The sequence below is a fragment of the Tritonibacter sp. SIMBA_163 genome (genome assembly GCF_046535935.1).
Lineage (GTDB): Bacteria > Pseudomonadota > Alphaproteobacteria > Rhodobacterales > Rhodobacteraceae > Epibacterium > Epibacterium scottomollicae.
Window position 1 is genome coordinate 14,797 of sequence record NZ_JAWJBP010000018.1, and the last position, 21,985, is coordinate 36,781.

The window sequence follows — 21,985 nt, forward strand, 5'->3', positions numbered from 1 at the left end:
GGTTTGCCCTCCGCAGTCTCACCGCTGCGGAGGGATCTCCCACACGGTGGACCTTCAGCGGCCCGCCAATAAAGGCCGCGTCAGACGTGCTGCGCACCGTTCACTTCGATCTCGGTGCCGGAGATATAGCTGCTGTGTTCCGAACAGAGGAAATAGATCGCATCCGCCACCTCCGACGGCTGCCCCAGACGGCGCATCGGCAACTGCTCAACGATCTTGTCGGTGCCGGGGCTGAGGATGGAGGTCTCGACCTCGCCCGGCGCGATCGCGTTCACCCGCACCCCAAGCGGACCGAAGTCATGCGCCATCTCCCGCGTCAGCGCCGCGAGCGCCGCCTTTGAGGTGGCGTAGGCCGCACCCGCAAACGGATGCACTCGACTGCCAGCAATCGAGGTCACGTTGACCACCGATCCCTTCGCCGCTGCCAGCTCCTCCTTCAGGCCGCGCGCCAGCACGACCGAGGCAAAGAAGTTGACGTGAAACACCTTGGCCCAATCCATCAGATCGGTGTTGAGCGTGCTCAGCCGCTCCCCCTCGGGCCCCTTGGGTGAGACGCCGGCATTGTTCACCAGCGCATCAAGCTTGCCGCCCTCAAGCCGTTCCTGGATCACCCCAACGGCGTTGATGGTATCCGAAGGGTCCGACAGATCCAGCTGCACATGGTTTTCCTCCCCGCCGCCCCAGGGACATTCCTTTGGAAACGGCTGGCGCGAACAGGTGATGACCCGCCAGCCCTCGGCGTTGAACCGGCGCACGGTGGCATGGCCGATACCGCGGCTTGCGCCGGTCAAAAGCAGGGTTTTGCGACGCATGACGCGGATCCTTTCGCGGGTGACTCAATGCCCGCGACACTAGCACCCGCACCCGTGACGGCAATGCCGCGTAGACCATCCCGTGCCAGATCATCCTTGGCAGATGCTGCGGAAATGCGTAACACCCTTGTAACACCCCACCCCGGCACGGTCCGGGGCATCAGGACCTGACAGCGATGAAGACCCAAGACATGAACCGCGACTGGATTGCCACTGCCGAAACCCTCTCGAGCGCCCTGCCCTATCTGCAGCGCTATGACGACGCCATCGTGGTGATCAAACTCGGCGGTCACGCCATGGGCAGCGACGAGGGCATGGAGAGTTTCGCCCGCGATGTGGTCCTGCTGCGTCAGGTCGGGGTAAACCCGGTTGTCGTGCATGGCGGCGGCCCCATGATCAACGCAATGCTGGACAAGCTGAAGATCCGCTCCGAATTCGTCAACGGCAAGCGAGTGACCGATGCCGCCACCATGGAAGTGGTCGAAATGGTCCTGTCCGGCATGGTCAACAAGCGCATTGTGCAGGCGATCAATGCGCAGGGCGGCAAGGGTATCGGCCTGTCGGGCAAGGATGCCAATCTCATCACCTGCGAGCCGACCGACCCCGCGCTTGGCTTCGTCGGCACCCCGTCGGAGGTGAACGCCGACATGCTGAAGAACCTGTTCGAGAAAGAGTTCATCCCGGTCATCGCCCCGATCGGTTCCGGCGCCGAGGGCGGTACGTTCAACATCAACGGCGATACCGCCGCCGGGGCCGTTGCCGCCGCGCTGCGGGCGGACCGGCTGTTGCTGCTGACGGATGTCGCCGGGGTCAAGAACTCGGATGGCGTTGTTGTCACAGAGCTCACGGCCGCGGATGTGGATGCCATGACCGCCGAGGGCGTGATCGCCGGTGGCATGATCCCCAAGACCGAAACCGCGCTGGCCGCGGTACGCGGTGGCGTGCGGGCTTGCACCATCGTCGATGGCCGGGTGCCAAACGCGGTTCTGCTGGAACTGTTCACCGACCATGGCGCCGGATCCATGATCCGCAACTAAAATTGCCAGTGTTAAAGACGACAGGCCGACTGTCGTTTGCGCGCTTGCCAGGGGCGGCCAATTCCGCGTCTGCTGGGGGTATGACTGATGTCCCGCCACCAGAACATTCCGCCGCGACAGATCGCTACCACCGCATCCTGGCTGTGCTTCGCCGGCATGGCCTGATGATCTACGGCGGCATTCACCCAGAGCGTGTGCCAGCGCCCGAAGTTGCCAATGGAACGCTGCTTCTGATCGGTACAGCCAGCACATTTTGGGACAAGTTTTGCGCTGCGCCCGAAGGCACCGACACGTCCCCCGACCCCATTGATCGCTATTCCACCCGCGTGCTGACCGCCCTGGCAGAGCAGCTGCAGGCAATCAATGTATATTTTCCCTTCGGTGAGCCGCCTTACGCGCCGTTCGTTGCCTGGGCGCTGGCCTCTGGTCGTGCCTTCACATCCCCGTCGCAAATGCTGGTGCATGATGAGGTCGGCATGCTGATTTCCTATCGAGGAGCGCTTCACTTTGACGAGATATTTGCCCTCCCGACGCCCCGATACGCGCGCTCGCCCTGTGAAACCTGTGTCGCCCGCCCTTGCCTTTCTACATGCCCGACACACGCACTGGTTGACGCCGCCCCCTACAAGCTGGCAGCCTGTCACGACCACCTTGATACGCCGCAGGGAGCGGAGTGCATGGCATCGGGCTGCATTGCGCGCCGGGCCTGCCCGCTCAGTGCCGGTGCCGGGCGCCCAACAGCGCAAAATACCCACCACATGAGATATTTTCATCGCCCATGACCTGCACCTTGTTTCTGACCCGCCATGCCAAATCCGCGTGGAACACCGACGCACCAAGCGACCATGCACGACCTCTCAACAAACGTGGCCGTCGCTCTGCCGGCGCCCTGGGCAATTGGTTGCACCAACAGAGCGTGCAGCCGCAACAGGTCCTGTCATCTTCTGCACAGCGCACCCGTGAAACCTACGAGCTGATGGAGCTCCCCGCCCCTGCGACCTTCACCGAGCGTCTCTACCACGCCAGCGCCCAGATCATTTTCGACGTCCTGCGCGAGGCTTCGAAATCGAATGTACTTCTCCTCGGTCACAATCCCGGCCTGATGCAGTTCGCCCATGACATCGTGAAACACCCGCCCGCTCATTCCCGCTTTGAGGACTATCCGACCGGCGCCACACTGATGGTGCAGTTCGAGATCACCTCCTGGGATCAGCTGCAAACCGCATCCGGTAGGGTGCTCGATTTCGTGGTGCCCCGCGAACTTCTGGGCGAATAGTGATTGCGGCACCCCTTGCCCGCGCGTAATCTAAGGCACATCGAAACAGGAGATTTGATGTCCCGTTGATGTGGGCGCTGCGGCGCCGCTGACGCACTTTTAAACACACACGAGCGGTCGCTACTTAGGCCGCTCCTGTTGATGTGCGCGTCTCACACTCAATTCATTCGCCGCCTCAGCGCGGCCTACGACGGGATATCCCTGACAATGATCAGACCCTACACATCGTCGGACAAACCGACAGTCCTCCACATCTGGCGCAGCGCAAGCGCAATCGCTCACCCGTTTCTGAGCACCGAACACACGGATCAGGCAGAAGCCATGATCCGCGACCAATTCCTCGACCTTGCAGAAACATGGATGATCGAAGCCAACGGCACTGCGGTCGGCTTCATCGCCCTGCTCGGCACGGAGGTCGGCGGGCTCTTTGTGCTGCCAGCGCACCAAGGCAAGGGCCTTGGCCGTGCCCTGCTGAACCACGCTGCACAATCCCGTGCAGAGCTAAGCTTGTGCGTTTTTTCCGCAAATCACGCCGCCCGCGGTTTTTACACGGCGTATGGTTTCGAGGCGGAAGAGGAACGGCTCAACGACTTCTTCGGCCACCCAGAGATTGTAATGCATCGACGCTGCTAACGGGCTCAAGGGCGGCAGGCGGGTGGCATCCATGTGGCGCTGCCCGCTTCCGCGCCATTGTGCGTTTCCGTGCCACTCATGTGCGCGCGCTCGGCCTATCTTTCAGCTTTTCAAAAATATCTCGGGGGATCGGACCCGCAGGGGCCGACAAGGGGGCAGCGCCCCCTTGCCATCACCAGACAAGTGAAAAGGCCGGGCAATGCCCGGCCTTTTCTCAATTCAGCAGCAAATGCAGGTCCTCAGTGACCGAGGATCTGACTGAGGAACAACTTGGTACGTTCGCTCTGCGGGTTGTTGAAGAACTCTTCCGGCTCGTTCTGTTCCACGATCTGCCCGGCATCCATAAAGATCACACGGTTCGCCACCTGACGGGCAAAGCCCATCTCATGGGTCACGCAGAGCATGGTCATTCCTTCTTCGGCCAGCTCGATCATGGTGTCGAGCACCTCTTTGATCATCTCCGGATCCAGCGCCGAGGTCGGCTCATCGAACAGCATGATGCGCGGCATCATGCACAGGCTGCGCGCGATCGCCACACGCTGCTGCTGTCCGCCCGAAAGCTGGCCGGGGTATTTGTCGGCCTGCTCTGGGATCTTCACCTTCTCGAGGAAATGCATCGCGCGCTCCTCGGCTTCTTTCTTGGGCGTTTTGCGCACCCAGATCGGCGCCAGCGTGCAGTTTTCCAGGATCGTCAGATGCGGAAACAGGTTGAAGTGCTGAAACACCATGCCAACCTCGGAGCGGATCTTGTCGATATTCTTGAGGTCATTCGACAGTTCCGTCCCATCCACCAGAATATTCCCCGCCTGGTGCTCCTCAAGAGCGTTCAGGCAGCGGATCAGGGTGGACTTGCCGGAGCCCGAAGGCCCGGCAATGACGATACGTTCACCCTGATTTACCGTCAGGTTGATATCGCGCAGCACATGGAAAGACCCGTACCACTTGTTCATATCGGAGATCTGGATTGCGACCTCATCCGAGACTTTCATCTTGGAGCGATCGATTTGACGGTCGAGAGCAAGTTCAGACATCTGTTGAACTCCTTATCGGTGGCCAGTCTGGAGTTTGCGCTCCAGATACATGGAATAACGGGACATGCCGAAGCAGAAGACGAAGAACAGGAACGCGATAAAGCCGTAAAGCTCCCACACGAGGCCGTTCCAATCGGCGTCAGCACGAATGGCGTTGGTGAGGTTCAGCGGGTCGAAGAGACCGATGACCGACACGAGGGTGGTGTCCTTGAACACGCCGATGAAGGTAGAAACGATGCCCGGGATCGAGATCTTCAGTGCCTGCGGCATGATGATCAAACGCTGTGCCTGCCAGTAGTTGAGACCGAGACTGTCGGCGCCCTCATACTGACCCGTCGGCAGAGCGGCGAGACCACCCCGGATCACCTCGGCCATATAGGCGGAGGCAAACAGCGTCACCATGATGAACACGCGCATGATGATGTCGAAGTTGGTGCCCGGCGGCATGAAGATGTTCAACAGCGTCGAGGCCACAAAAAGAAGCGTGATCAGCGGCACGCCGCGGATGAACTCGATGAAGCACACGCAAAGCGTCTTAACGATCAGCAGATCCGATTGCCGGCCCAGTGCCAAAACGATCCCGATCGGCAGCGACAGGCCAATGGCCACCACCCCGATGGTAATCGACAGCATGAAGCCGCCAAAGGCACGCGATTGCACCGGTTCCAACGCAAGCGGCATGATCGACGCAAGCCCCGAAGACAGCAATGACGCAGCAAACATCCACCAAAGCACCGCCGATACGACACCGACGATCAGCGCGATCAACTCCGAAGTGCTCTTGAGGAGCCACTTGTAGACCACAAAGCCCACCACGAACCCCAGAGCAACCGCAACTGGCGTCCAGATCGTGCCGCCCCACAGCAGCCATGGCATGATGAAGGGATAAGCGCCCGAGAAATAGATCAGCTTGCCCGGCACCCGGTCCGAGTAGAGGATCGGGGCCAGCGCCACGGCCAGCAACGCAAAGGCCAGAATCGGACGCCAGCGTTGATCCACTGTCCCCTCTTCCGTTCCGTTTGGATAGAAGCCGAACAGCAATTGCGGCCAGCGCTCGGCGATCACGCCCCAGCACGCCCCGGCATTGTGCCCGGTCCGTCCCAGCTGCTCAAAGATATCGCGGCATTCGGGCAGCGAGGCCGCCGACCATGTCGGCACCCAAGCCCAATGAAACAGCCCCATCAAGAGCTGGATCACGAAGTACAACGCAACCAGTGTCAGGATCGAATTGAACCAACCGGAGAACAGATTGGCGCGCATCCAGCCCACCACACCGACAGCACTGGCTGGCGGATCCTTCTGCGGCAGCATCTCAGTGCGTACGAAAGAAATGTCACTCATATTACCGCTCCACCAGTTTAACGCGATTGTTGTACCAGTTCATGAAGCTGGAAATCAGCAGGCTGATCGTCAGATAGACGAGCATACCAAGCATGACGGTTTCCAACTCCCGTCCGGTCTGGTTCATGGTGATCCCCATCAATGTACCGGTCAGATCCATGTAGCCAACGGCAATCGCCAGCGAGGAGTTCTTGGTCAGGTTCAGATAGTTGGAGATCAGCGGCGGAATGATGACCCGCAGCGCCTGCGGCAGGATCACGAGGTTCATGATCCGCTTGGGACGTAGGCCAAGGGCCGCAGCCGCCTCTGTTTGCCCCTGGGAGATCGCAAGGATACCAGAGCGCACGATCTCGGCAATGAAGGCTGCCGTGTAGAGCGACAAGGCCAGCCACAGCGCAATCAGCGAGTTGCGCATATGGGTGCCGCCTTGGAAGTTGAAGCCCTTCAGCTCCGGATAGCCAAGATGGAAACCCAAGACCAACAGCAGCAGCACAGAGGGCAGCAGAACAACCGCGGCACGGATGTGCCATATGGTTGGACGCAACCCGGTGGACTCCTGCTTTGCATCGGCCCATTGACGGATCTTCGTGGACACAAAGAGGCTGCCACCCAACACGATCAGAAACGCGATGAGATCAAGCGAGATATCGAAACGAACGGCGGCATCACCAAACACCGAGACATTGCCCAGCGAGTTGTGGAACAGCGGTTCGGGCACATAGACGCCGCGATTGGTCAGCGCCACGCTGTCCATAACATGCATGGCCGCATCAGAGTTGTCTCCCCTGAACGCGCTTGGGGCCGGCAGGGTCTCGATCATGATCGCCATGATGAAGACAATCCAGAGCAGGACCGGCACGTTGCGGAACATCTCCACATAGACAGTCATCAGCCGTGCGACGAGCCAGTTCGAGGACAGGCGCAGCACGCCAATGATCACACCAAGAACGGTCGCGGTGATACAGCCGAGAAAGGCAACGAGCAGCGTGTTCAGCAGACCGATCAGGGCGGCCCGCATGTGGCTGTCCTGGTTGTCATAGTCCAGAAGACGCTGGTTGATGTCATAGCCGGCGGGCTCTGACAGGAAACTGAAGCTAGGCTCTTTGCCCAGATCTGTAAGGTTTTGAACGGTATTGCTGATCACCCATCCAACGAGGATGAGAAACCCGATCATCGCAACCACTTGAATGGTCGCCGAACGATAGCGGGTATCGTAAATCAGCATCGACAACCGAAAACTCTGTTTCGGCGGGTCAGACAAAGTCGACATATGTAGGGATCCCCGAGGCCTGCAGTTCCAATCCTCCCGGCAAGGTTTTCCCTCGCTCTGTGACTGGTCGCAGATTTCGTTATTTTACTGGGAAGAAGGGCGCGAGGATCTCCCCGCGCCCTTTCCGGTTGCGTAACTTAGCGGAACGGCGGTGCGTAGAGCAGGCCGCCATCGGTCCACTGAGCGTTCAGACCACGCGCCAGACCGACCGGCGTGTCCTCACCGATGTTCTTGGCGAAGATCTCACCGTAGTTGCCACCAGCGGACAGAGCGTTCTGCGCCCAGTCGGCGTCTAGGCCGAGCATCTCGCCCAGGTTGCCTTCGGTACCAAGCAGACGGTTGATTTCCGGGTTTTCGGTGCCAGCAGCTTTTTCAGCCAGGTTGGCGGAGGTGATGCCCAGCTCTTCGGCGCCAACCAGCGCGTTCAGGGTCCAGCGCACGACGTCGCCCCACTCGTTGTCACCATGACGGACAAGCGGACCAAGCGGCTCTTTGGAGATGATCTCCGGCAGAATCACGTGGTTGCCCGGATCGTCGAACGTGGCACGTGTTGCGGCCAGGCCGGACGCGTCCGTGGTGTAAACGTCACAGGCGTTCGCGAGGTACTGCTGACGCGCTTCTGCGTTGGTCTCGATCGGAACGGGTTCATAGGTGATGTTGTTGGCACGGAAAAAGTCCGCGAGGTTCAGCTCGGTCGTGGTGCCGGTCTGGATGCAGACCGTGGCAAAGTCGAGCTCCTTGGCGGAGGACACACCCAGTTCCTTCGGAATCATGAAGCCCTGGCCGTCGTAGTAGTTCACGCCGGCAAATTCGAACTTCAGGTCGACGTCACGAGAGAACGTCCAGGTGGTGTTGCGGGCCAGCATGTCGATCTCGCCGGAGGCCAGCGCGGTAAAGCGGGTTTTACCAGTGGTCGGCACGTACTCGACCTTGTTCGGATCTCCGAGAACGGCTGCTGCGACGGCGCGGCAGACTGCGATGTCAAAGCCTTCCCACTCGCCGTTGGCGTTCGGAGCGGAGAAGCCGACCAGACCGGTTGAAACCCCACAGTTCAGCTGATCGCGTGCTTTGACGTCATCCAGCGTGCCAGCAGCTGCAGCACCAGCTGCAAGACCGGCCACGGTTAGCGCGCCAAAGAATACGGAATTGTTCATAGTTACCTCTTCCTGAATATCCACCTGAGTTGGTGGTTCTTTATCACCCACCCCGTCACGGTGCGGGCTGTTTGAAACGGGCTTCACCCCGTTTTCGAGGTCGAGTTTGGGCGGATTCATCAACGTACGTCAAGTGCAGGATCACCAAATTCAATGGGCAGTTCACCTAGATCGACGTGGGTTTGGTATTTTTGTGGCATCGGCTTTGCGATTCTGCATGTCGCAAAAATAACATGCGGCGCCCGCCTTGGACGCCGCAGTATTATTGCGCAGGGGTTGGCCGGTTTCCCGACTCACCCTGGCCGATATTCGCATGAGGCGCAGGCGCCACTCACACCAGCAGTCGGTCCGACGATTGGTCCGGCTGACGCAAGAGACGTGGCGCGGAATCAGACCCGCCCGTAGAAGGCCGCCGCATGTTCAAACGCCTGTTTCTTCTGCGCTTCCATCGCCTGGGCTTCTTCGTCTTCGCCCCACAGCTCTTCCTGCCAGCGCTCGTCGATGCGGGAGATCTCCCAGATCTCATCCAGTGGTCGCCAGGCTTCGGCCGTGGCAAACCCCAGCACCAGCGAGCCGGTCAGCCCGACCAGATCATGAAACGCCGCCAGCTGGAACGGCGTCATTTGATGCACCCGCCCGCGCAGGACCTCCAACGCAGCCCCGTCTTGTGGCGCATGCAGGATGCCGGCACGCGGCAACAGACGTGCGCCCAGCGCAGCCTCGGCCCAGTCCAGTGCCGCATCCCAGGATTCGCTCTGGCGGGCAACCAGCCCCTCGGGGCTTTCGGCGCGGTAACACAACAGATCGCTGTCGCCGTATTCCGCCAGCATATCGGCGACCTCGGCGAACTGTACCGCCACCTTGTCGATCGCCGCATTGGCCGACCGCGTGTATGGCATCGACAGCGGGTCGATCTGTTCGTCCTGCGCGTCCCACTCGGCAGCAATCGCCTCAGCCAACGCCCGCGTCGGCACCACCAGCGCGGTTTTTGCCGGTGTTTTCACGCGTCGCCCGTCCAGCGCCACGGCAAAGCCTGCGCCGTCGTCCTCGACGCTCACCTCTTTCCAGAATCGCTTCTGTTTCCATTCACTCATCTAGGTCAGTCCTTCTTCGTCTCGGGCGCTGTCGCAACAGCGTCAGTCCGGCCAGATCCGGCGCAGCAGATCCGGCAGCGCGCCGAAATCCGACAGCATGTGATCGGCGCGCAGATGCGCGGCCGCATGGTAGCCCCAGTCGACGCCAATGGTCGTCACCCCGGCGGCGCGGCCCATTTCCATGTCAAATGTGGTGTCGCCAATCATCACCGTATCCGCCGGTGGAATCCCGGTCTCTGACATTGCGGTCAGGATCATTGAGGGATGCGGCTTTGACGGGTGATGATCGGCCACCTGGCGGGTCACGAACATCGTCAGATCATGCCCTTCGATCAGCGCATCCAGCCCGCGCTGGGATTTACCGGTGGCCACCCCCAGCAGATACTCCGGCACCGCATGCAGCGCGTCCAATGCGGCCCGCGCCCCGGGATAAAGCGGCGAATGCGCCGCCCCCTCGCGCAGCCGCGCCGCCTGATAGGCGCGTTTGTACCCGGCGACCAAGGACTCTTGAACCGGGACGGTCTGCGTGGCCGCCAGCTGTGCCAGCGCCTGCGGCAGCGACAGGCCCACGATGGACAGGATCGCCGCGCGCTGCGGTGGCTCCAGCCCCTCGGCCACAAAGGCCTCCGTCATGCAGGCGACGATGGTGCCCTGGCTGTCCACCAGGGTGCCATCCACATCAAACAGGATCAGCCGCAAGGGCCCGGTGGTGGCTCCGCTCAAAACAACGCCTCAAAGGGATCATCGGCGGCCAGGTCCTCGGTCCAGCCAAAGGTGTCCCAGCTCTCTTTCATATGATCCGGCAGCGCGGCGGTCACCGTCACTACTTTGCCCGTCACCGGGTGTGCGAACTGCAAGCGGCGTGCGTGCAGGTGCAGTTTCTTCGAGATCAGCCCGCCGATCTGCGCGCCCCAACCATCGCCAAGGTTTTCCTGACCGGAACCACCGTATTTGCCATCCCCAATGATCGGATGCCCCATGCCCGCCATATGCGCCCGCAGCTGGTGGGTGCGTCCGGTGACCGGCTCCATCGCGATCCAGCTGGCGCGGCTCGCCACACGGTAGAGCGTGGCATAGAAGGTATGCGCCCGCTTGGCGCCAGGCGTCGAATCGATGTCGCGCGTCTCGACCGGGATCATCTTCTCACCCTCGCCGGATTTGCCATGACCGGGGGCTTTGACCAGCCCGGTCTTGATCTCACCGAGGTATGGCGTCGGAACACCTGCGACCAGCGCCCAGTAGATCTTGCGGGTGTTCTTGTGCCGGAAGGCCGCTGTCAGGCCCTGCGCCGCCTTGCGATTGCGCGCCAGCGCCAGCAGGCCGGAGGTATCCTTGTCCAGCCGGTGCACCAGCCGCGGCTTTTCCTCGGCATCAAAGCGCAGCGCTTCCGACAGGCCGTCAACGTGTTTGGTGGTGCCGGAGCCGCCCTGCACCGCCAGCCCCGCTGGCTTGTTGATCACCAGCACATCGTCGTCCTTGTAGACAACGCAGCTGCGGATCATCTTGGCATCTGCTTCGGAGACCTGCACCGCGCGCGGTTCCGCCGGTTTCATGTCGCTGTCGGCCAGCGGCGGGATACGCACCACCTGCCCGGTCTCCACGCGCGAGGAGGCCTTGACCCGGCCTCCGTCGACGCGGAGCTCGCCCTTGCGGCACATCTTCTCGATGCGGCCCTGGTTCACATGTGGAAAAAGACGCCGCAGCCAGCGGTCGATCCGCTGGCCGCCGTCGTCTTCGGTGACGGTGATCATCTGCACGCCGCTCATGTCAGCACTCCTCTGGCCGCCATCATGCCAAGGGCAAGGGCTGCAATGGACAGGCCTACGGAGAGGCCAATATAAAGCGCGGCATGCCCGATGGCCCCACGCTCGATCAAGGTGACGGCCTCCAGTGAGAAGGCCGAGAATGTGGTGAACCCGCCCAGCACGCCAGTCATCACGAAAGGCGCCATCGGTGTCAGCCCCTTGTGTGCCGCCAGCACCACGAAGACGCCCATCAGGCCGGAGCCGAGGATGTTCACCCCCAGCACGCCCAGCGGAAACGGGGTCGGCCCCATCAGGCGCATGACGCCCAATCCTGCCAGATAGCGGCAGGTCGCGCCGATCGCGCCTCCAAGCGCCACATACATTACGTTCAACAACATGCACGCTCCCTTCGCGCGGAGCGCGCGGGATGTCAAGTTTTGCTGCCCCATGGCCGCTCTGCACCGGGTGCAGGGCAGCGCGCGGGACGGGCCGCGCTAGATCGCGAAGTAGTCGATCACAATCGCGCAAGCTTCCAGTGGGTGGAAGACTTGTGCGACCAAGTCCCCCGGCTAGGGTCGGGCAACAGCAACGAAAGACAAACGCCATGCCCCTTAGCCGCCGCCAGGTCCTCACCCAGATTGCCGCCCTCTCGGCCCTCCCCGCCCTGCCCCGCGTGGCAAGCGCTGCCAGCCCGCGCCGCCTGACGCTTGCGCCCGCCACACAGCAGATCGCCCCCGCCACCTACCCGGCCACCGATCTGTGGTGCGTCAACGGTTCCATGCCCGGCGAGACACTGCGGCTAAAACAGGGGGCGCGACTGATCGCCGAGGTGGAGAACCGCCTGCCGCAAGCCACTAGCCTGCACTGGCACGGCATCCGCATCGAGAACGCCATGGACGGGGTGCCAGGCGTCACCCAAGACCCGATCCAACCGAATGAGACCTTCATCTATGACTTCGCCCTGCCTGATGCGGGGAGCTACTGGTATCACTCCCACGCGCAATCGGTGGAACAGGTCGAACGCGGCCTGCAAGGCGCGCTGATCGTCGAGGAACCGGACACCCCGGATGTGGATCAGGACCTGCCGCTCGTGATCGACGATCTGCGCGTCGCGTCCGATGCCGCAGTGGACGCGCGGTTCAACGCCCCGCACGACCTGTCGCATGCGGGGCGGATGGGCAATGTGCTCTTGTGCAATGGCAAGATGGTGGCGGACCACCCCGTCAAATCCGGCGACCGGCTGCGTCTGCGTCTGATCAACAGCGCCAATGCGCGTATCTTCACCCTCGGGCTACAGGGGCTTGAGGGCTGGGTGATGGCCTATGACGGCATGCCGCTGGCCACACCCGAGCCGCTGTCAGACCAACTTGTCCTCGCCCCCGCCCAGCGCATTGATCTATTTGTCGACGTGACCGCCGCGGCGGGAGAAGAAGCCTTTCTCGTGCAGTTCGAACGTGATGGTGGCTACGAGTTGGCCCGCTTTCCGGTCTCCGCAGGCACCCGCACGCGCCGTGCCACGCCCGATGCACTACCGCCGAACCCCGACTTCCCCATCGACCTGAAATCTGCCCGCAGCGTCGATCTGGTCACCGAAGGCGGCGCGATGGCGTGGCTGCAAAGCGCCAGCTTCAAAGGCGAAGACCTCTCGGGCGAAGATCTCGCCAAACTCGGCCAATTCTGGTCCTTCAACGGCTCCGCAGGCCGCCCTATCGAACCGTTGGTGACGGCACGCTTGGGCGAGACCATCCGCATTCGCATGGTGAACGACACCCAATTCCCGCACGCCATGCATCTGCACGGCATGCATTTCGCCGAAGTCCTGCCGGATGGTACGCTCGGCCCGTTGCGCGACACGCTCCTGATGCTGCGCGGAGAAACCCGCGAGATCGCTTTTCAGGCCCATAATCCGGGCGACTGGCTATTTCACTGCCATATGCTGTCGCATCACGCCGCAGGCATGGGCACATGGGTGCGGGTTACCCCCTGAGCCTTTCCGCTTCTTAGCGAAATATCCCCGCCGGAGGCCTTCAGGTTTTGTCCGCAAAACCTGAATTACTCTCCCTGCCGCTGGATGCGCTTCTTGGCAAAGAACTCCGTGCGCTTGCGCAGCTCGCGCTCAAACCCGCGTTCCACCGGCTGATACAGCACAGGCCGCTTCACCCCGTCAGGAAAGTAATTCTGCCCCGAGAACCCATCCTCAGCGTTGTGGTCATAGTCATAGCCTTTGCCGTAGCCCTGCTGTTCCATCAGCTTGGTCGGCGCATTGAGGATATGTTTGGGCGGCGGCTCTGATCCGGTCTCCTTGGCCAGACGTCGCGCCGCCTTGTAGGCCATGTAGCCGGCGTTGGTCTTGGGCGCGAGCGCGAGGTAGATCACCGCCTGCGCCAGCGCCAGCTCCCCTTCCGGAGAGCCAAGCCGCTCATAGGCCTCCCAGGCCTGCAGGCAGATCGCCTGCGCCTGCGGGTCGGCCAGCGCGATATCCTCCACCGCCATCCGTGTCAGACGCCGGGCGAGATACTTGGGATCTTCGCCGCCCTCCAGCATCCGCGCAAACCAATACAGCGCCGCGTCCGGGTCGGAGCCGCGCACAGATTTATGCAGCGCCGAGATGAGGTTATAATGCTCATCGCCGGATTTGTCGTATTTCGCCGCCCGCCGCATCAACCGCGTCGCCAGCGCCTCTCGCCCCAGGGGCTGCTCCACCTTCCAGGCCGCGATCTGCTCGATCAGGTTCAAGAGCGCCCGCCCGTCGCCATCGGCCATCTGATGCAGCGCGTCGCGCGCCTCAGGCAGAAGCGGTAAGCGGCGCTCCAGCGCCTGCTCCGTGCGCTGGGTCAGCCGCTCCAGATCCGCAAGGCTCAGACGTTCCAGCACCAGCACCTGCGAACGGGATAGAACCGCGGCATTCAACTCAAAACTCGGGTTTTCCGTGGTGGCCCCGACCAGAAGGATGGTGCCATCCTCCATATACGGCAGGAACCCGTCCTGCTGCGCCTTGTTGAAACGGTGGATCTCGTCGACAAACAACAGCGTGCCCTGCCCGTTCTGGCGGCGAATCTTGGCGGCCTCGAACACTTTCTTCAAATCCGGCACGCCGGTAAAAATGGCCGAGATCTGCACAAAATGCAGGTCGGTTTCCTGCGCCAACAGCCGTGCGATGGTGGTCTTGCCCACCCCCGGCGGCCCCCAGAAGATCAGCGACGACAGGCTGCCGGAGGACAGCATCACACCCAGCGGAGCCTCTTCGCCCAGCACCTGCTCCTGACCGATCACCTCGGCAAGCGTGCGGGGCCGCAACCGGTCCGCGAGCGGGCGCGGTGCATCGCTGGCCCCGCCCTGCTCGCTCTGAGCGCCCGCATCCCCGCTGTCAAACAGATCCGCCATCGCTTTAAAGCCGGAACCGCAGCGACACGCGCTGGCCCTGTCGCATCAGATCCAGTCGCATCCAGCGGCCACTATTCATCAAGAGGTTCGCCACATCCTCAGGCGCGGCGATCTCCTCGCCATTGATGGCCAGCAACAAGTCCCCCGCGCGCACGCCGCCGCGACCCGCATAGGGGCCGGGGTCCATCACCACCACCCCTTCGGTCGACAGCGGCAGCTGCATCTTCGTGATCACCTGCGGGTTCACCTGCCCCACCACCAGCCCCGGCATAGGGGTTTGCTCGTTCAGCGTGATCGGATCGGCGGCCGGAGAGTTGGGCGCCTCCATCAAGGCGACCTCCACGGTTTCTGTTTCGCCCTGATGCACCCGCGTCACAGCACTGGTGCCTCCCAGCTCTGCCACTGACAGGCGAAAGGCCATCTCCGAGGGGGAATTTACCGGCTCACCGTCGACCTCCAGCACCACATCGCCGACCTCAAAGCCCGCCTCGACAAAGGGGCTTTGTGGGTGCAACTCGGAGATCAGCATGCCATCCACCTGGCCCAGACCCAGCGCTTCGGCCAGATCGGAATCCACAGGCTGGCCGGTCATCCCCGCCCAGGGGCGCTGAAATTCGCCTTCACCCTCACGCGCTTGGCGTACGAACTCACGCACCAGATTGGCGGGAATGGCAAAGCCAATGCCGTTCGACCCGCCAGAGCGGCTGAGGATCCGGGTGTTGATGCCAATGAGGTCACCATTCACGTCAATCAACGCACCACCCGAGTTGCCCGGATTGATCGGCGCGTCGGTCTGGATGTAGTAGCCAAACCCCTGCCCGCCGCCGGTGCCCGTCCGCGCAAGGCCCGAGATAATGCCCGAGGACACGGTCTGCCCGACCCCAAAGGGGTTGCCGATGGCCAGTGTCAGCTCGCCCACCTCGACCTCGTCACTGTCGCGCAGGCCCAAGGAGGGCAGACCTTCGGCGTCCTTAAGTTGCAGGATCGCCAAGTCTGATGCCTGATCGGCGAGGATCACCTCCGCCTGATACTCGCGCCGGTCACTGGTCACCACTCGGATATCGGACGCCTCTCCGACCACGTGATAGTTCGAGACCACGATGCCATCGTCGGACAGGATCACGCCAGATCCGAGCGAGTTTTGCACCCTTGGGCGGGGCTGGGCAAACTGGCGGAAGAAATCATCAAAGAACGGATCATCGGCAAAGGGGCTGCGGGCGCGGTCCTGACGGATGATCTTGGCGTAGATGTTCACCACCGCTGGCGCGGCCTCTTTGACCAATGGTGCAAAACCCAGCGAGATTTCGGCCTGGCTCTGCGGCACTTGTGTGTCGGCCTGCGCCGCAAGCGGCAGGCTGGTCACAAGTGCGAGGGTCAGGGGAAGGGCAAGACTGCGGACCATGGGGCCTCCGGACAATTTACTCTGGTCCCGATGATATGCGGAGGCGCGCGGGTGATTGCAAGCATGTGTGGTTGGCAGAACGAGCAGGGGGCGGTGCGTCGCCGCCCCCTACGCGGTTATCCTGCGAGGCGCGCACCGAGGGTGCGACGGGTGTCCACCGCTTTTGCCAGTTTGCGCAGCTGGATTTCCGTTTCCTCCCAGCCGATGCAACCATCGGTCACCGACTGGCCGTAGGTGAGTTTCGACAGATCCCCATCCTTGGGCAGATCCTGACGGCCATGCACAAGGTGACTTTCGATCATGATGCCGGTGATGCGGGTTTCGCCCTGCGCCATCTGATCGGCCACATCGGCGAGAACCTCGGGTTGTTTTGCCGGGTCCTTGGCGGAGTTGGCATGGCTTGCGTCGATCATCACCTGCGGGCGAATACCGTCTGCGTCGGCCTTCTGGCAGGCTGCATCGATGCTGGCCGCGTCATAGTTGGTGCCACCGCCCCCGCGCAGGATGATGTGACAATCGGGGTTGCCCGCAGTGGCCGCAATCGCCGCGAGGCCTGAGGGCGCCAGCGCCATGAAATGGTGCGGTGTTGCGGCAGAGCGCACCGCGTCGATGGCGATCTGCACATTGCCGCGGGTGCCGTTCTTGAACCCCACCGGGCAGCTCAGCCCCGAGGCCATCTCGCGGTGGATCTGGCTCTCGGTAGTGCGTGCGCCAATCGCGGCCCAGCTGACCAGGTCGCTGATGTATTGCGGCACCGAGGCATCGAGGAATTCGGTCCCCACCGGCAGGCCCATCTCGCTCAGGTCGAGGCAGAGTTTGCGCGCGGTCGACAGCCCCTTGTTGATGCGGAAGGAGCCATCGAGGTTGGGATCGTTGATCAGACCCTTCCAGCCCGCGATGGTGCGGGGTTTCTCGAAGTAGACCCGCATCACGATCTCAAGCTGGTCGCCCAGCTCGGCGCGCAATGGGGCGAGGCGGCGGGCATAGTCCAGTGCGGCCTCGGGGTCGTGGATGGAACAGGGGCCAACCACCACAACCAGCCGGTCGTCGGCGCCATGCAGGATCTTTTGAATGCTGGCGCGGGATTTCAAAACGGTGTCGCGCGCAGCATCGGTGAGCGGATGCTTCACCGCGAGGGCTTCGGGGCAGATCAATTCCTGCATATCGGTAATCCGGAGGTCATTGGTGGGAGTCTGGGACAGGGTGGTCATGGGCGTGGATCCTTTGGCGGGTGCCCCTGTCGGACCTCTGGACAACAAAAAACCGCCCTTGGTCCCGGGGCGGTTTGGTGCGGTATTCTGGTGTTTCTGTCAGTTCAATTCAGAAACGCGAAGACCCTCCGTCCGCCATGTGGCGCGGATAAAAGTAATACCAGAACTGGGCGAACTGTTGGGTCATAGGCCGGACGCTAGCGGAGATTCGCACATCTGTCACCCTGAAAAACATCTCCCCTCCCCCGGCAACCCGATCGCCATCCGGCGCGTCATCCCGTTACCGTCAGCCCGCCTGCCAGAAACAGCCAGTAAACCTACCGGCGCTGGACGCGGCGCCCGTTACCGCTATCCTGCACGACAAACGAGGAGGATTTTCATGCGCATTCTGTTCACCGGAGGGTCCGGCAAGGCCGGGCGCCACGCCATCGCATACCTGCTGGCCCAGGGGCATCGGGTGGTCAACGTCGATCTCACGCCACTGGACCTGCCCGGCGTCGACAATCGCATCGCCGATATGACCGACGCGGGCCAGATGCATGACGTGATGCACGCCTGGGCCGGATATGACGAAATGGACGACCACCGCAGCCCGCCCCCCTTTGACGCGGTGGTGCATTTCGCCGCCGTGCCGCGCCTGCTGATGAAGTCAGACAACGAATGCTATCGGATCAACACCATCGGCACCTACAATGTGATCGATGCGGCGTTGAAGGCGGGCGTGCGCAAGGTGATCTTTGCGTCCTCCGAGACCACCTATGGCGTCTGCTTCGCGGGCGGCGAGCGCAAGCCGGAATATCTGCCCATCGACGAGGAGCACCCCGTGGTGCCGGAGGATTCCTATGCCATGTCCAAGGTCGCAGGCGAGGTCACCGCGCAATGCTTCCAACGGCGCACGGGCGCAGACATCTACGGGCTCAGGATCAACAATGTGATCGAACCGCACGAGTACAAGGCGAACTTTCCGGCCTATATGGCGGACCCGGATTTGCGGCGACGCAATATCTTTGCCTATATCGACGCCCGTGACCTCGGCCAGATGGTGCAGTGCTGTCTGGAGACCGACGGTCTGGGCTATCAGATCTTCAACGTCGCCAATCCCGATCACTCGGTCAACTGGCCCACGACAGAGCTGATCGCGCGCTATTATCAGGGCGTTCCGGCCCGCGACATGGGCCCGCGTGAGACCTTTTATTCAATCAAAAAGGCCCGCGAAATGCTTGGATTTGCGCCGAAGCACAATTGGCGCATGTACCTCGACGACCCGCGCGAGGTCTGAGACCGCGTCGAAACCCCTTGCGCTTGGCAGGCCCCGGTGGAATGCAGGAGCAACATTTCCTGTCGTCACCGGGGGCTTCCATGTCATTTTCGATCAGCATTGGACCGAACATCCGTAAATCCGCCTATTTCGACGCCACCGTGCGCGACGGCGTGCGTGGGTTTTCGGTCTACAACCACATGTATATCCCGGGTAATTTCGGCGATCCGGATGGGGAATATGACAGGTTGATCAACGGCGTGGCCATGTGGGACGTCGCGGCGCAACGGCAAGTGCAGCTGCAGGGGCCGGACGCGGGGCGACTGGCGCAATATCTGACCCCGCGCGACCTGTCCAAAACCAAGGTGGGTCAGGGACGCTATGTGCCGCTCTGTGACCATGCGGGCTGGCTGATCAATGACCCGGTGCTACTGAAGCTTTCGGACGACTGCTACTGGCTCTCGGTGGCAGACAGCGACATTCACCTCTGGGCCGCCGCCATCGGGCGTGAACGCGGCTGGAGCGTCGAGGTCAGCGAACCGGATGTCTCCCCTCTGGCCATTCAGGGCCCCAAGGCGGAGGAGGTCACCGCCGCGCTCTTTGGCGACTGGGTGCGGGACCTGCGCTATTTCGGCTTCCGGCAAACCGAATTGGACGGCATTCCGCTGGTTCTCGCGCGCTCTGGCTGGTCGAAACAGGGTGGGTTCGAGCTATACTTGCAGGACGGATCCCGGGGCGTTGAACTCTGGGATCGGGTCAAGGCGGCTGGCGCGCCGTTTGATATCGGCCCCGGTGCCCCCAACGATATCGAGCGTCTGGAAACCGGCCTGATCTCGTATGGCGCCGACATGCGCTGGCAGGATTTTCGCGCCAGCCCGTTCGAGATGGGCTTTGGACCGCTCATCGACCTGCAGGGCGGCCATGACTTTGTTGGTCGTGCCGCGTTGCAGCGGATGGCGGCGGACCCTCCTGCCCGCCAGCGGGTCGGCCTGTTGATCGCCGATCACCCCCCGCTGTCCGGACAGCCCATCCCGCTGTGGCAAGGCGACGAGCAGGTGGGACATGTGGCCGAGTTTGCCTACTCTCCGCGCGTCGGCACGACCATTGGTCACGCGTTGATTCGCAGTGATCTGGCGGAAGCGGCCACCGGCCTTGGCATTCGTCTGGGCGACAGAACCTACGCCGCCACCCTGCATCCTATTCCTTTCCTGAAGTGAGCCCCATGAGCGATACACTCCCCCCCTGCCCCGAATGTTCCTCCACCTATACCTATCAGGTGGATGCGCTGCTGAATTGCCCCGAATGCGGCCATGAATGGTCCGCATCAGCCGAGGGAGGCGATGACACCGCAGCCGTGCGCGACAGCGTGGGCAATATCCTGTCCGATGGGGATACGGTGACGGTGATCAAGGACCTGAAACTAAAAGGGTCCTCGACCGTCGTGAAGGTCGGCACCAAGGTGCGGGGCATCAGATTGGTCGATGGCGACCACGACATCGACTGCAAGGTTCCGGGCATCGGACAGATGGGGCTGAAAAGCCAATTCGTGAAGAAGGTCACGGAGTAAGCTCCCAACCAGAACTGGACTCTCATCGGCACAAAACCGCACGGGGCCTGACCCGGCATCGGCCCGGCCGATGGGCGCGGCATCAGTAGGCAAGCAAAAACCCCGCCCTGTTTCCAGGACGGGGTAAAGTCTGACGGTCGCTTGACCGCGAGATATTATTCTTCGTCTGCGGTTTCGAACTCTGCCAGACGCGCCTTGTCGGCAGCACCTTTGGCGGCAGTGTCGCGGTCGACGAATTCGATGATCGCCATCGGCGCCATGTCACCATAACGGAAACCGGCTTTCAGGATGCGGACGTAACCGCCCTGACGATCCTTGTAGCGCGGGCCCAGAACGTCGAACAGTTTCGCGACGTCTTTGTCCTGCTTCAGCTTGGACGCGGCCTGACGGCGGGCGTGGACATCGCCACGTTTCGCCAGCGTGATCATCTTTTCGATGATCGGGCGCAGTTCTTTTGCCTTGGGCAGGGTTGTCTTGATCTGTTCGTGTTCGATCAGCGAGCCGGCCATGTTGGAGAACAGGGCCTTACGGTGCTCGTGAGTACGGTTCAGGCGGCGATAACCACGTGCGTGACGCATTTTCTAAATCCTTATCTTGCGTTTTGCTTTGTCAGGCAGCTGATGCGTGTCGGCTGCTCACCTTGGGGCGGAAGGCCCGAATTTTCCCCGGCAGGTCCGGGAATTTATTGGGGAGGACCTAGGCCCTCCCCTGTCGAAGTCAGCCTCAGAAGCTGTCTTCGAATTTCTTGGCCAGTTCTTCGATGTTGTCCGGCGGCCAGTCCTCGACGTCCATACCGAGGTGCAGACCCATGCCAGACAGCACTTCCTTGATCTCGTTCAAGGACTTGCGGCCGAAGTTCGGGGTGCGCAGCATCTCGGCTTCGGTCTTCTGGATCAGATCGCCGATATAGACGATGTTGTCGTTCTTCAGGCAGTTTGCCGAACGCACGGACAGTTCCAGCTCGTCCACTTTCTTGAGCAGAAGCGGGTTGAACTCGAGACCATCGTCCTCGTCCTGACGGCCTGCGGATTCCGGCTCGTCGAAGTTCACGAAGATCGACAGCTGGTCCTGCAGGATGCGGGCTGCGAAAGCCAGCGCATCCTCGGGCGTGATGGAGCCGTCAGTGTCAACTTTGAGGGTCAGCTTGTCATAGTCCAGCACCTGGCCCTCACGGGTGGGCTGAACGTCGTAGGAGACCTTCTTGACCGGGGAATAGATTGCATCGATCGGGATCAGACCGATCGGCGCGTCCTCGGGCTTATTCTTGTCGGCAGAGACATAGCCTTTGCCGGTGTTGACGGTCAGTTCCATGAACAGATCCGCACCATCGTCGAGGTGGCAGATGACATGCTCGCGGTTCAGAACCTCGATACCAGCGGTTTCGGCAATGTCGCCTGCGGTGACGACGGCCGGACCTTTGGCATTGATCGACAGGCGCTTGGGCCCTTCGACTTCCATGCGCAGGGAAACCTGCTTGAGGTTCAGGATGATGTCTGTGACGTCTTCACGCACACCGGCCACGGAGGAAAACTCGTGCAGCACGTTGTCGATCTGAACGGAAGTGATGGCCGCACCTTGCAGCGAGCTCATCAAAATACGGCGCAGCGCGTTGCCGAGCGTCAGGCCAAAGCCACGCTCCAGCGGTTCCGCCACGAGAGTCGCCTGGCGTGCCGGATCATTGCCCGGCTTGACCTCAAGCTGTGTGGGCTTGATCAATTCGGCCCAATTCTTATGGATCATGCGTTCCCTCCATTCCTGTCTGAACCCCAT

Annotated in this window: 22 protein-coding genes; 8 read left to right on the forward strand and 14 right to left on the reverse strand. The window is 61.8% G+C overall.

The features are described 5' to 3' along the window. Positions 1-80: 80 nt before the first annotated feature. A complete protein-coding gene (locus R0J92_RS18005; protein ID WP_106165194.1) occupies positions 81-812 on the reverse strand; it encodes an SDR family NAD(P)-dependent oxidoreductase in 732 nt (243 codons plus the stop codon). A 176-nt stretch (positions 813-988) separates the two neighbouring features. On the opposite strand from R0J92_RS18005, the gene argB reads away from it, so the two are divergent. From argB to R0J92_RS18025, 4 genes are all read left to right on the forward strand, one after another. Further along, positions 989-1,849, forward strand: a complete 861-nt coding sequence (argB, locus tag R0J92_RS18010) for an acetylglutamate kinase (protein ID WP_411052635.1) — start codon at positions 989-991, stop codon at positions 1,847-1,849. 80 nt (positions 1,850-1,929) lie between these two features. Continuing rightward, a complete protein-coding gene (locus R0J92_RS18015; RefSeq protein ID WP_411052636.1) occupies positions 1,930-2,631 on the forward strand; it encodes a ferredoxin in 702 nt (233 codons plus the stop codon). Then, the gene (locus R0J92_RS18020) at positions 2,628-3,125 is read left to right on the forward strand and encodes a SixA phosphatase family protein (protein WP_411052637.1); all 498 of its coding nucleotides are present in this window, start codon (positions 2,628-2,630) and stop codon (positions 3,123-3,125) included. The genes R0J92_RS18015 and R0J92_RS18020 overlap by 4 nt, the downstream gene beginning before the upstream one ends. Positions 3,126-3,332: 207 nt before the next feature. Next, complete coding sequence (locus tag R0J92_RS18025; RefSeq protein WP_411052638.1) at positions 3,333-3,758, forward strand: GNAT family N-acetyltransferase; 426 nt, start codon at positions 3,333-3,335, stop codon at positions 3,756-3,758. 239 nt (positions 3,759-3,997) lie between these two features. Here the strand turns inward: R0J92_RS18025 and R0J92_RS18030 are convergent, their stop codons facing one another. From R0J92_RS18030 to crcB, 8 genes are all read right to left on the reverse strand, one after another. Continuing rightward, positions 3,998-4,789: an amino acid ABC transporter ATP-binding protein gene (locus R0J92_RS18030; RefSeq protein WP_106165199.1), complete on the reverse strand. Its 792-nt coding sequence runs from the start codon at positions 4,787-4,789 to the stop codon at positions 3,998-4,000. A gap of 12 nt (positions 4,790-4,801) precedes the next feature. After that, complete coding sequence (locus R0J92_RS18035; RefSeq protein WP_411052639.1) at positions 4,802-6,130, reverse strand: amino acid ABC transporter permease; 1,329 nt, start codon at positions 6,128-6,130, stop codon at positions 4,802-4,804. A 1-nt stretch (position 6,131) separates the two neighbouring features. Next, on the reverse strand, positions 6,132-7,400 hold the full coding sequence (locus R0J92_RS18040) for an amino acid ABC transporter permease (protein WP_106165201.1): 1,269 nt from the start codon (positions 7,398-7,400) through the stop codon (positions 6,132-6,134). A 137-nt stretch (positions 7,401-7,537) separates the two neighbouring features. Next, the gene (locus R0J92_RS18045; protein WP_106165202.1) at positions 7,538-8,554 is read right to left on the reverse strand and encodes an amino acid ABC transporter substrate-binding protein; all 1,017 of its coding nucleotides are present in this window, start codon (positions 8,552-8,554) and stop codon (positions 7,538-7,540) included. Between the two features lie 389 nt (positions 8,555-8,943). Further along, positions 8,944-9,648, reverse strand: a complete 705-nt coding sequence (locus R0J92_RS18050; RefSeq protein ID WP_411052641.1) for an ATP12 family chaperone protein — start codon at positions 9,646-9,648, stop codon at positions 8,944-8,946. A 42-nt stretch (positions 9,649-9,690) separates the two neighbouring features. Beyond that, positions 9,691-10,371, reverse strand: a complete 681-nt coding sequence (locus R0J92_RS18055) for an HAD-IA family hydrolase (protein WP_411052642.1) — start codon at positions 10,369-10,371, stop codon at positions 9,691-9,693. Continuing rightward, a complete protein-coding gene (locus R0J92_RS18060; protein ID WP_106165205.1) occupies positions 10,368-11,414 on the reverse strand; it encodes an RluA family pseudouridine synthase in 1,047 nt (348 codons plus the stop codon). Before R0J92_RS18060 ends, R0J92_RS18055 begins: the two co-directional genes overlap by 4 nt. Then, positions 11,411-11,791: a fluoride efflux transporter CrcB gene (crcB, locus tag R0J92_RS18065; RefSeq protein WP_411052643.1), complete on the reverse strand. Its 381-nt coding sequence runs from the start codon at positions 11,789-11,791 to the stop codon at positions 11,411-11,413. The genes R0J92_RS18060 and crcB overlap by 4 nt, the downstream gene beginning before the upstream one ends. 206 nt (positions 11,792-11,997) lie before the next feature. On the opposite strand from crcB, the gene R0J92_RS18070 reads away from it, so the two are divergent. Further along, positions 11,998-13,380, forward strand: coding sequence for a multicopper oxidase family protein (locus tag R0J92_RS18070; RefSeq protein WP_411052644.1), 1,383 nt, complete (start codon positions 11,998-12,000; stop codon positions 13,378-13,380). A 65-nt stretch (positions 13,381-13,445) separates the two neighbouring features. Here R0J92_RS18070 and R0J92_RS18075 read toward each other — a convergent pair whose 3' ends face one another. From R0J92_RS18075 to R0J92_RS18085, 3 genes are all read right to left on the reverse strand, one after another. Next, positions 13,446-14,777: a replication-associated recombination protein A gene (locus tag R0J92_RS18075; protein WP_411052645.1), complete on the reverse strand. Its 1,332-nt coding sequence runs from the start codon at positions 14,775-14,777 to the stop codon at positions 13,446-13,448. 4 nt (positions 14,778-14,781) lie between these two features. Beyond that, positions 14,782-16,179: a trypsin-like peptidase domain-containing protein gene (locus tag R0J92_RS18080; protein WP_411052646.1), complete on the reverse strand. Its 1,398-nt coding sequence runs from the start codon at positions 16,177-16,179 to the stop codon at positions 14,782-14,784. Between the two features lie 116 nt (positions 16,180-16,295). Next, positions 16,296-17,390: a 3-deoxy-7-phosphoheptulonate synthase gene (locus tag R0J92_RS18085; protein WP_411052647.1), complete on the reverse strand. Its 1,095-nt coding sequence runs from the start codon at positions 17,388-17,390 to the stop codon at positions 16,296-16,298. A 379-nt stretch (positions 17,391-17,769) separates the two neighbouring features. Between R0J92_RS18085 and R0J92_RS18090 the strand changes: the two genes are divergently transcribed. From R0J92_RS18090 to R0J92_RS18100, 3 genes are all read left to right on the forward strand, one after another. Continuing rightward, a complete protein-coding gene (locus tag R0J92_RS18090; RefSeq protein ID WP_106165211.1) occupies positions 17,770-18,669 on the forward strand; it encodes an NAD-dependent epimerase/dehydratase family protein in 900 nt (299 codons plus the stop codon). A gap of 80 nt (positions 18,670-18,749) precedes the next feature. Then, positions 18,750-19,865 (forward strand): glycine cleavage T C-terminal barrel domain-containing protein, encoded by a 1,116-nt coding sequence (locus R0J92_RS18095; RefSeq protein WP_411052648.1) that lies wholly within the window; start codon positions 18,750-18,752, stop codon positions 19,863-19,865. A 5-nt stretch (positions 19,866-19,870) separates the two neighbouring features. Further along, positions 19,871-20,215 carry a zinc ribbon domain-containing protein YjdM gene (locus R0J92_RS18100; RefSeq protein WP_411052649.1) on the forward strand — a complete coding sequence of 115 codons (345 nt, stop codon included), beginning with the start codon at positions 19,871-19,873 and terminating at the stop codon, positions 20,213-20,215. Between the two features lie 155 nt (positions 20,216-20,370). Here the strand turns inward: R0J92_RS18100 and rplQ are convergent, their stop codons facing one another. Both rplQ and R0J92_RS18110 read right to left on the reverse strand, forming a co-directional pair. Continuing rightward, positions 20,371-20,793, reverse strand: a complete 423-nt coding sequence (rplQ, locus tag R0J92_RS18105; RefSeq protein WP_106165214.1) for a 50S ribosomal protein L17 — start codon at positions 20,791-20,793, stop codon at positions 20,371-20,373. A 145-nt stretch (positions 20,794-20,938) separates the two neighbouring features. Further along, a complete protein-coding gene (locus tag R0J92_RS18110; protein WP_005621805.1) occupies positions 20,939-21,955 on the reverse strand; it encodes a DNA-directed RNA polymerase subunit alpha in 1,017 nt (338 codons plus the stop codon). Positions 21,956-21,985: the final 30 nt, after the last annotated feature.

What these genes read in the sequence shown, in the direction of transcription:
- R0J92_RS18005 (WP_106165194.1), bottom strand. Translation starts at nt 812, where the DNA reads ATGCGTCGCAAAACCCTGCTTTTGACCGGCGCAAGCCGCGGTATCGGC.
- argB (WP_411052635.1), top strand. Translation starts at nt 989, where the DNA reads ATGAAGACCCAAGACATGAACCGCGACTGGATTGCCACTGCCGAAACC.
- R0J92_RS18015 (WP_411052636.1), top strand. Translation starts at nt 1,930, where the DNA reads ATGACTGATGTCCCGCCACCAGAACATTCCGCCGCGACAGATCGCTAC.
- R0J92_RS18020 (WP_411052637.1), top strand. Translation starts at nt 2,628, where the DNA reads ATGACCTGCACCTTGTTTCTGACCCGCCATGCCAAATCCGCGTGGAAC.
- R0J92_RS18025 (WP_411052638.1), top strand. Translation starts at nt 3,333, where the DNA reads ATGATCAGACCCTACACATCGTCGGACAAACCGACAGTCCTCCACATC.
- R0J92_RS18030 (WP_106165199.1), bottom strand. Translation starts at nt 4,789, where the DNA reads ATGTCTGAACTTGCTCTCGACCGTCAAATCGATCGCTCCAAGATGAAA.
- R0J92_RS18035 (WP_411052639.1), bottom strand. Translation starts at nt 6,130, where the DNA reads ATGAGTGACATTTCTTTCGTACGCACTGAGATGCTGCCGCAGAAGGAT.
- R0J92_RS18040 (WP_106165201.1), bottom strand. Translation starts at nt 7,400, where the DNA reads ATGTCGACTTTGTCTGACCCGCCGAAACAGAGTTTTCGGTTGTCGATG.
- R0J92_RS18045 (WP_106165202.1), bottom strand. Translation starts at nt 8,554, where the DNA reads ATGAACAATTCCGTATTCTTTGGCGCGCTAACCGTGGCCGGTCTTGCA.
- R0J92_RS18050 (WP_411052641.1), bottom strand. Translation starts at nt 9,648, where the DNA reads ATGAGTGAATGGAAACAGAAGCGATTCTGGAAAGAGGTGAGCGTCGAG.
- R0J92_RS18060 (WP_106165205.1), bottom strand. Translation starts at nt 11,414, where the DNA reads ATGAGCGGCGTGCAGATGATCACCGTCACCGAAGACGACGGCGGCCAG.
- crcB (WP_411052643.1), bottom strand. Translation starts at nt 11,791, where the DNA reads ATGTTGTTGAACGTAATGTATGTGGCGCTTGGAGGCGCGATCGGCGCG.
- R0J92_RS18070 (WP_411052644.1), top strand. Translation starts at nt 11,998, where the DNA reads ATGCCCCTTAGCCGCCGCCAGGTCCTCACCCAGATTGCCGCCCTCTCG.
- R0J92_RS18075 (WP_411052645.1), bottom strand. Translation starts at nt 14,777, where the DNA reads ATGGCGGATCTGTTTGACAGCGGGGATGCGGGCGCTCAGAGCGAGCAG.
- R0J92_RS18080 (WP_411052646.1), bottom strand. Translation starts at nt 16,179, where the DNA reads ATGGTCCGCAGTCTTGCCCTTCCCCTGACCCTCGCACTTGTGACCAGC.
- R0J92_RS18085 (WP_411052647.1), bottom strand. Translation starts at nt 17,390, where the DNA reads ATGACCACCCTGTCCCAGACTCCCACCAATGACCTCCGGATTACCGAT.
- R0J92_RS18090 (WP_106165211.1), top strand. Translation starts at nt 17,770, where the DNA reads ATGCGCATTCTGTTCACCGGAGGGTCCGGCAAGGCCGGGCGCCACGCC.
- R0J92_RS18095 (WP_411052648.1), top strand. Translation starts at nt 18,750, where the DNA reads ATGTCATTTTCGATCAGCATTGGACCGAACATCCGTAAATCCGCCTAT.
- R0J92_RS18100 (WP_411052649.1), top strand. Translation starts at nt 19,871, where the DNA reads ATGAGCGATACACTCCCCCCCTGCCCCGAATGTTCCTCCACCTATACC.
- rplQ (WP_106165214.1), bottom strand. Translation starts at nt 20,793, where the DNA reads ATGCGTCACGCACGTGGTTATCGCCGCCTGAACCGTACTCACGAGCAC.
- R0J92_RS18110 (WP_005621805.1), bottom strand. Translation starts at nt 21,955, where the DNA reads ATGATCCATAAGAATTGGGCCGAATTGATCAAGCCCACACAGCTTGAG.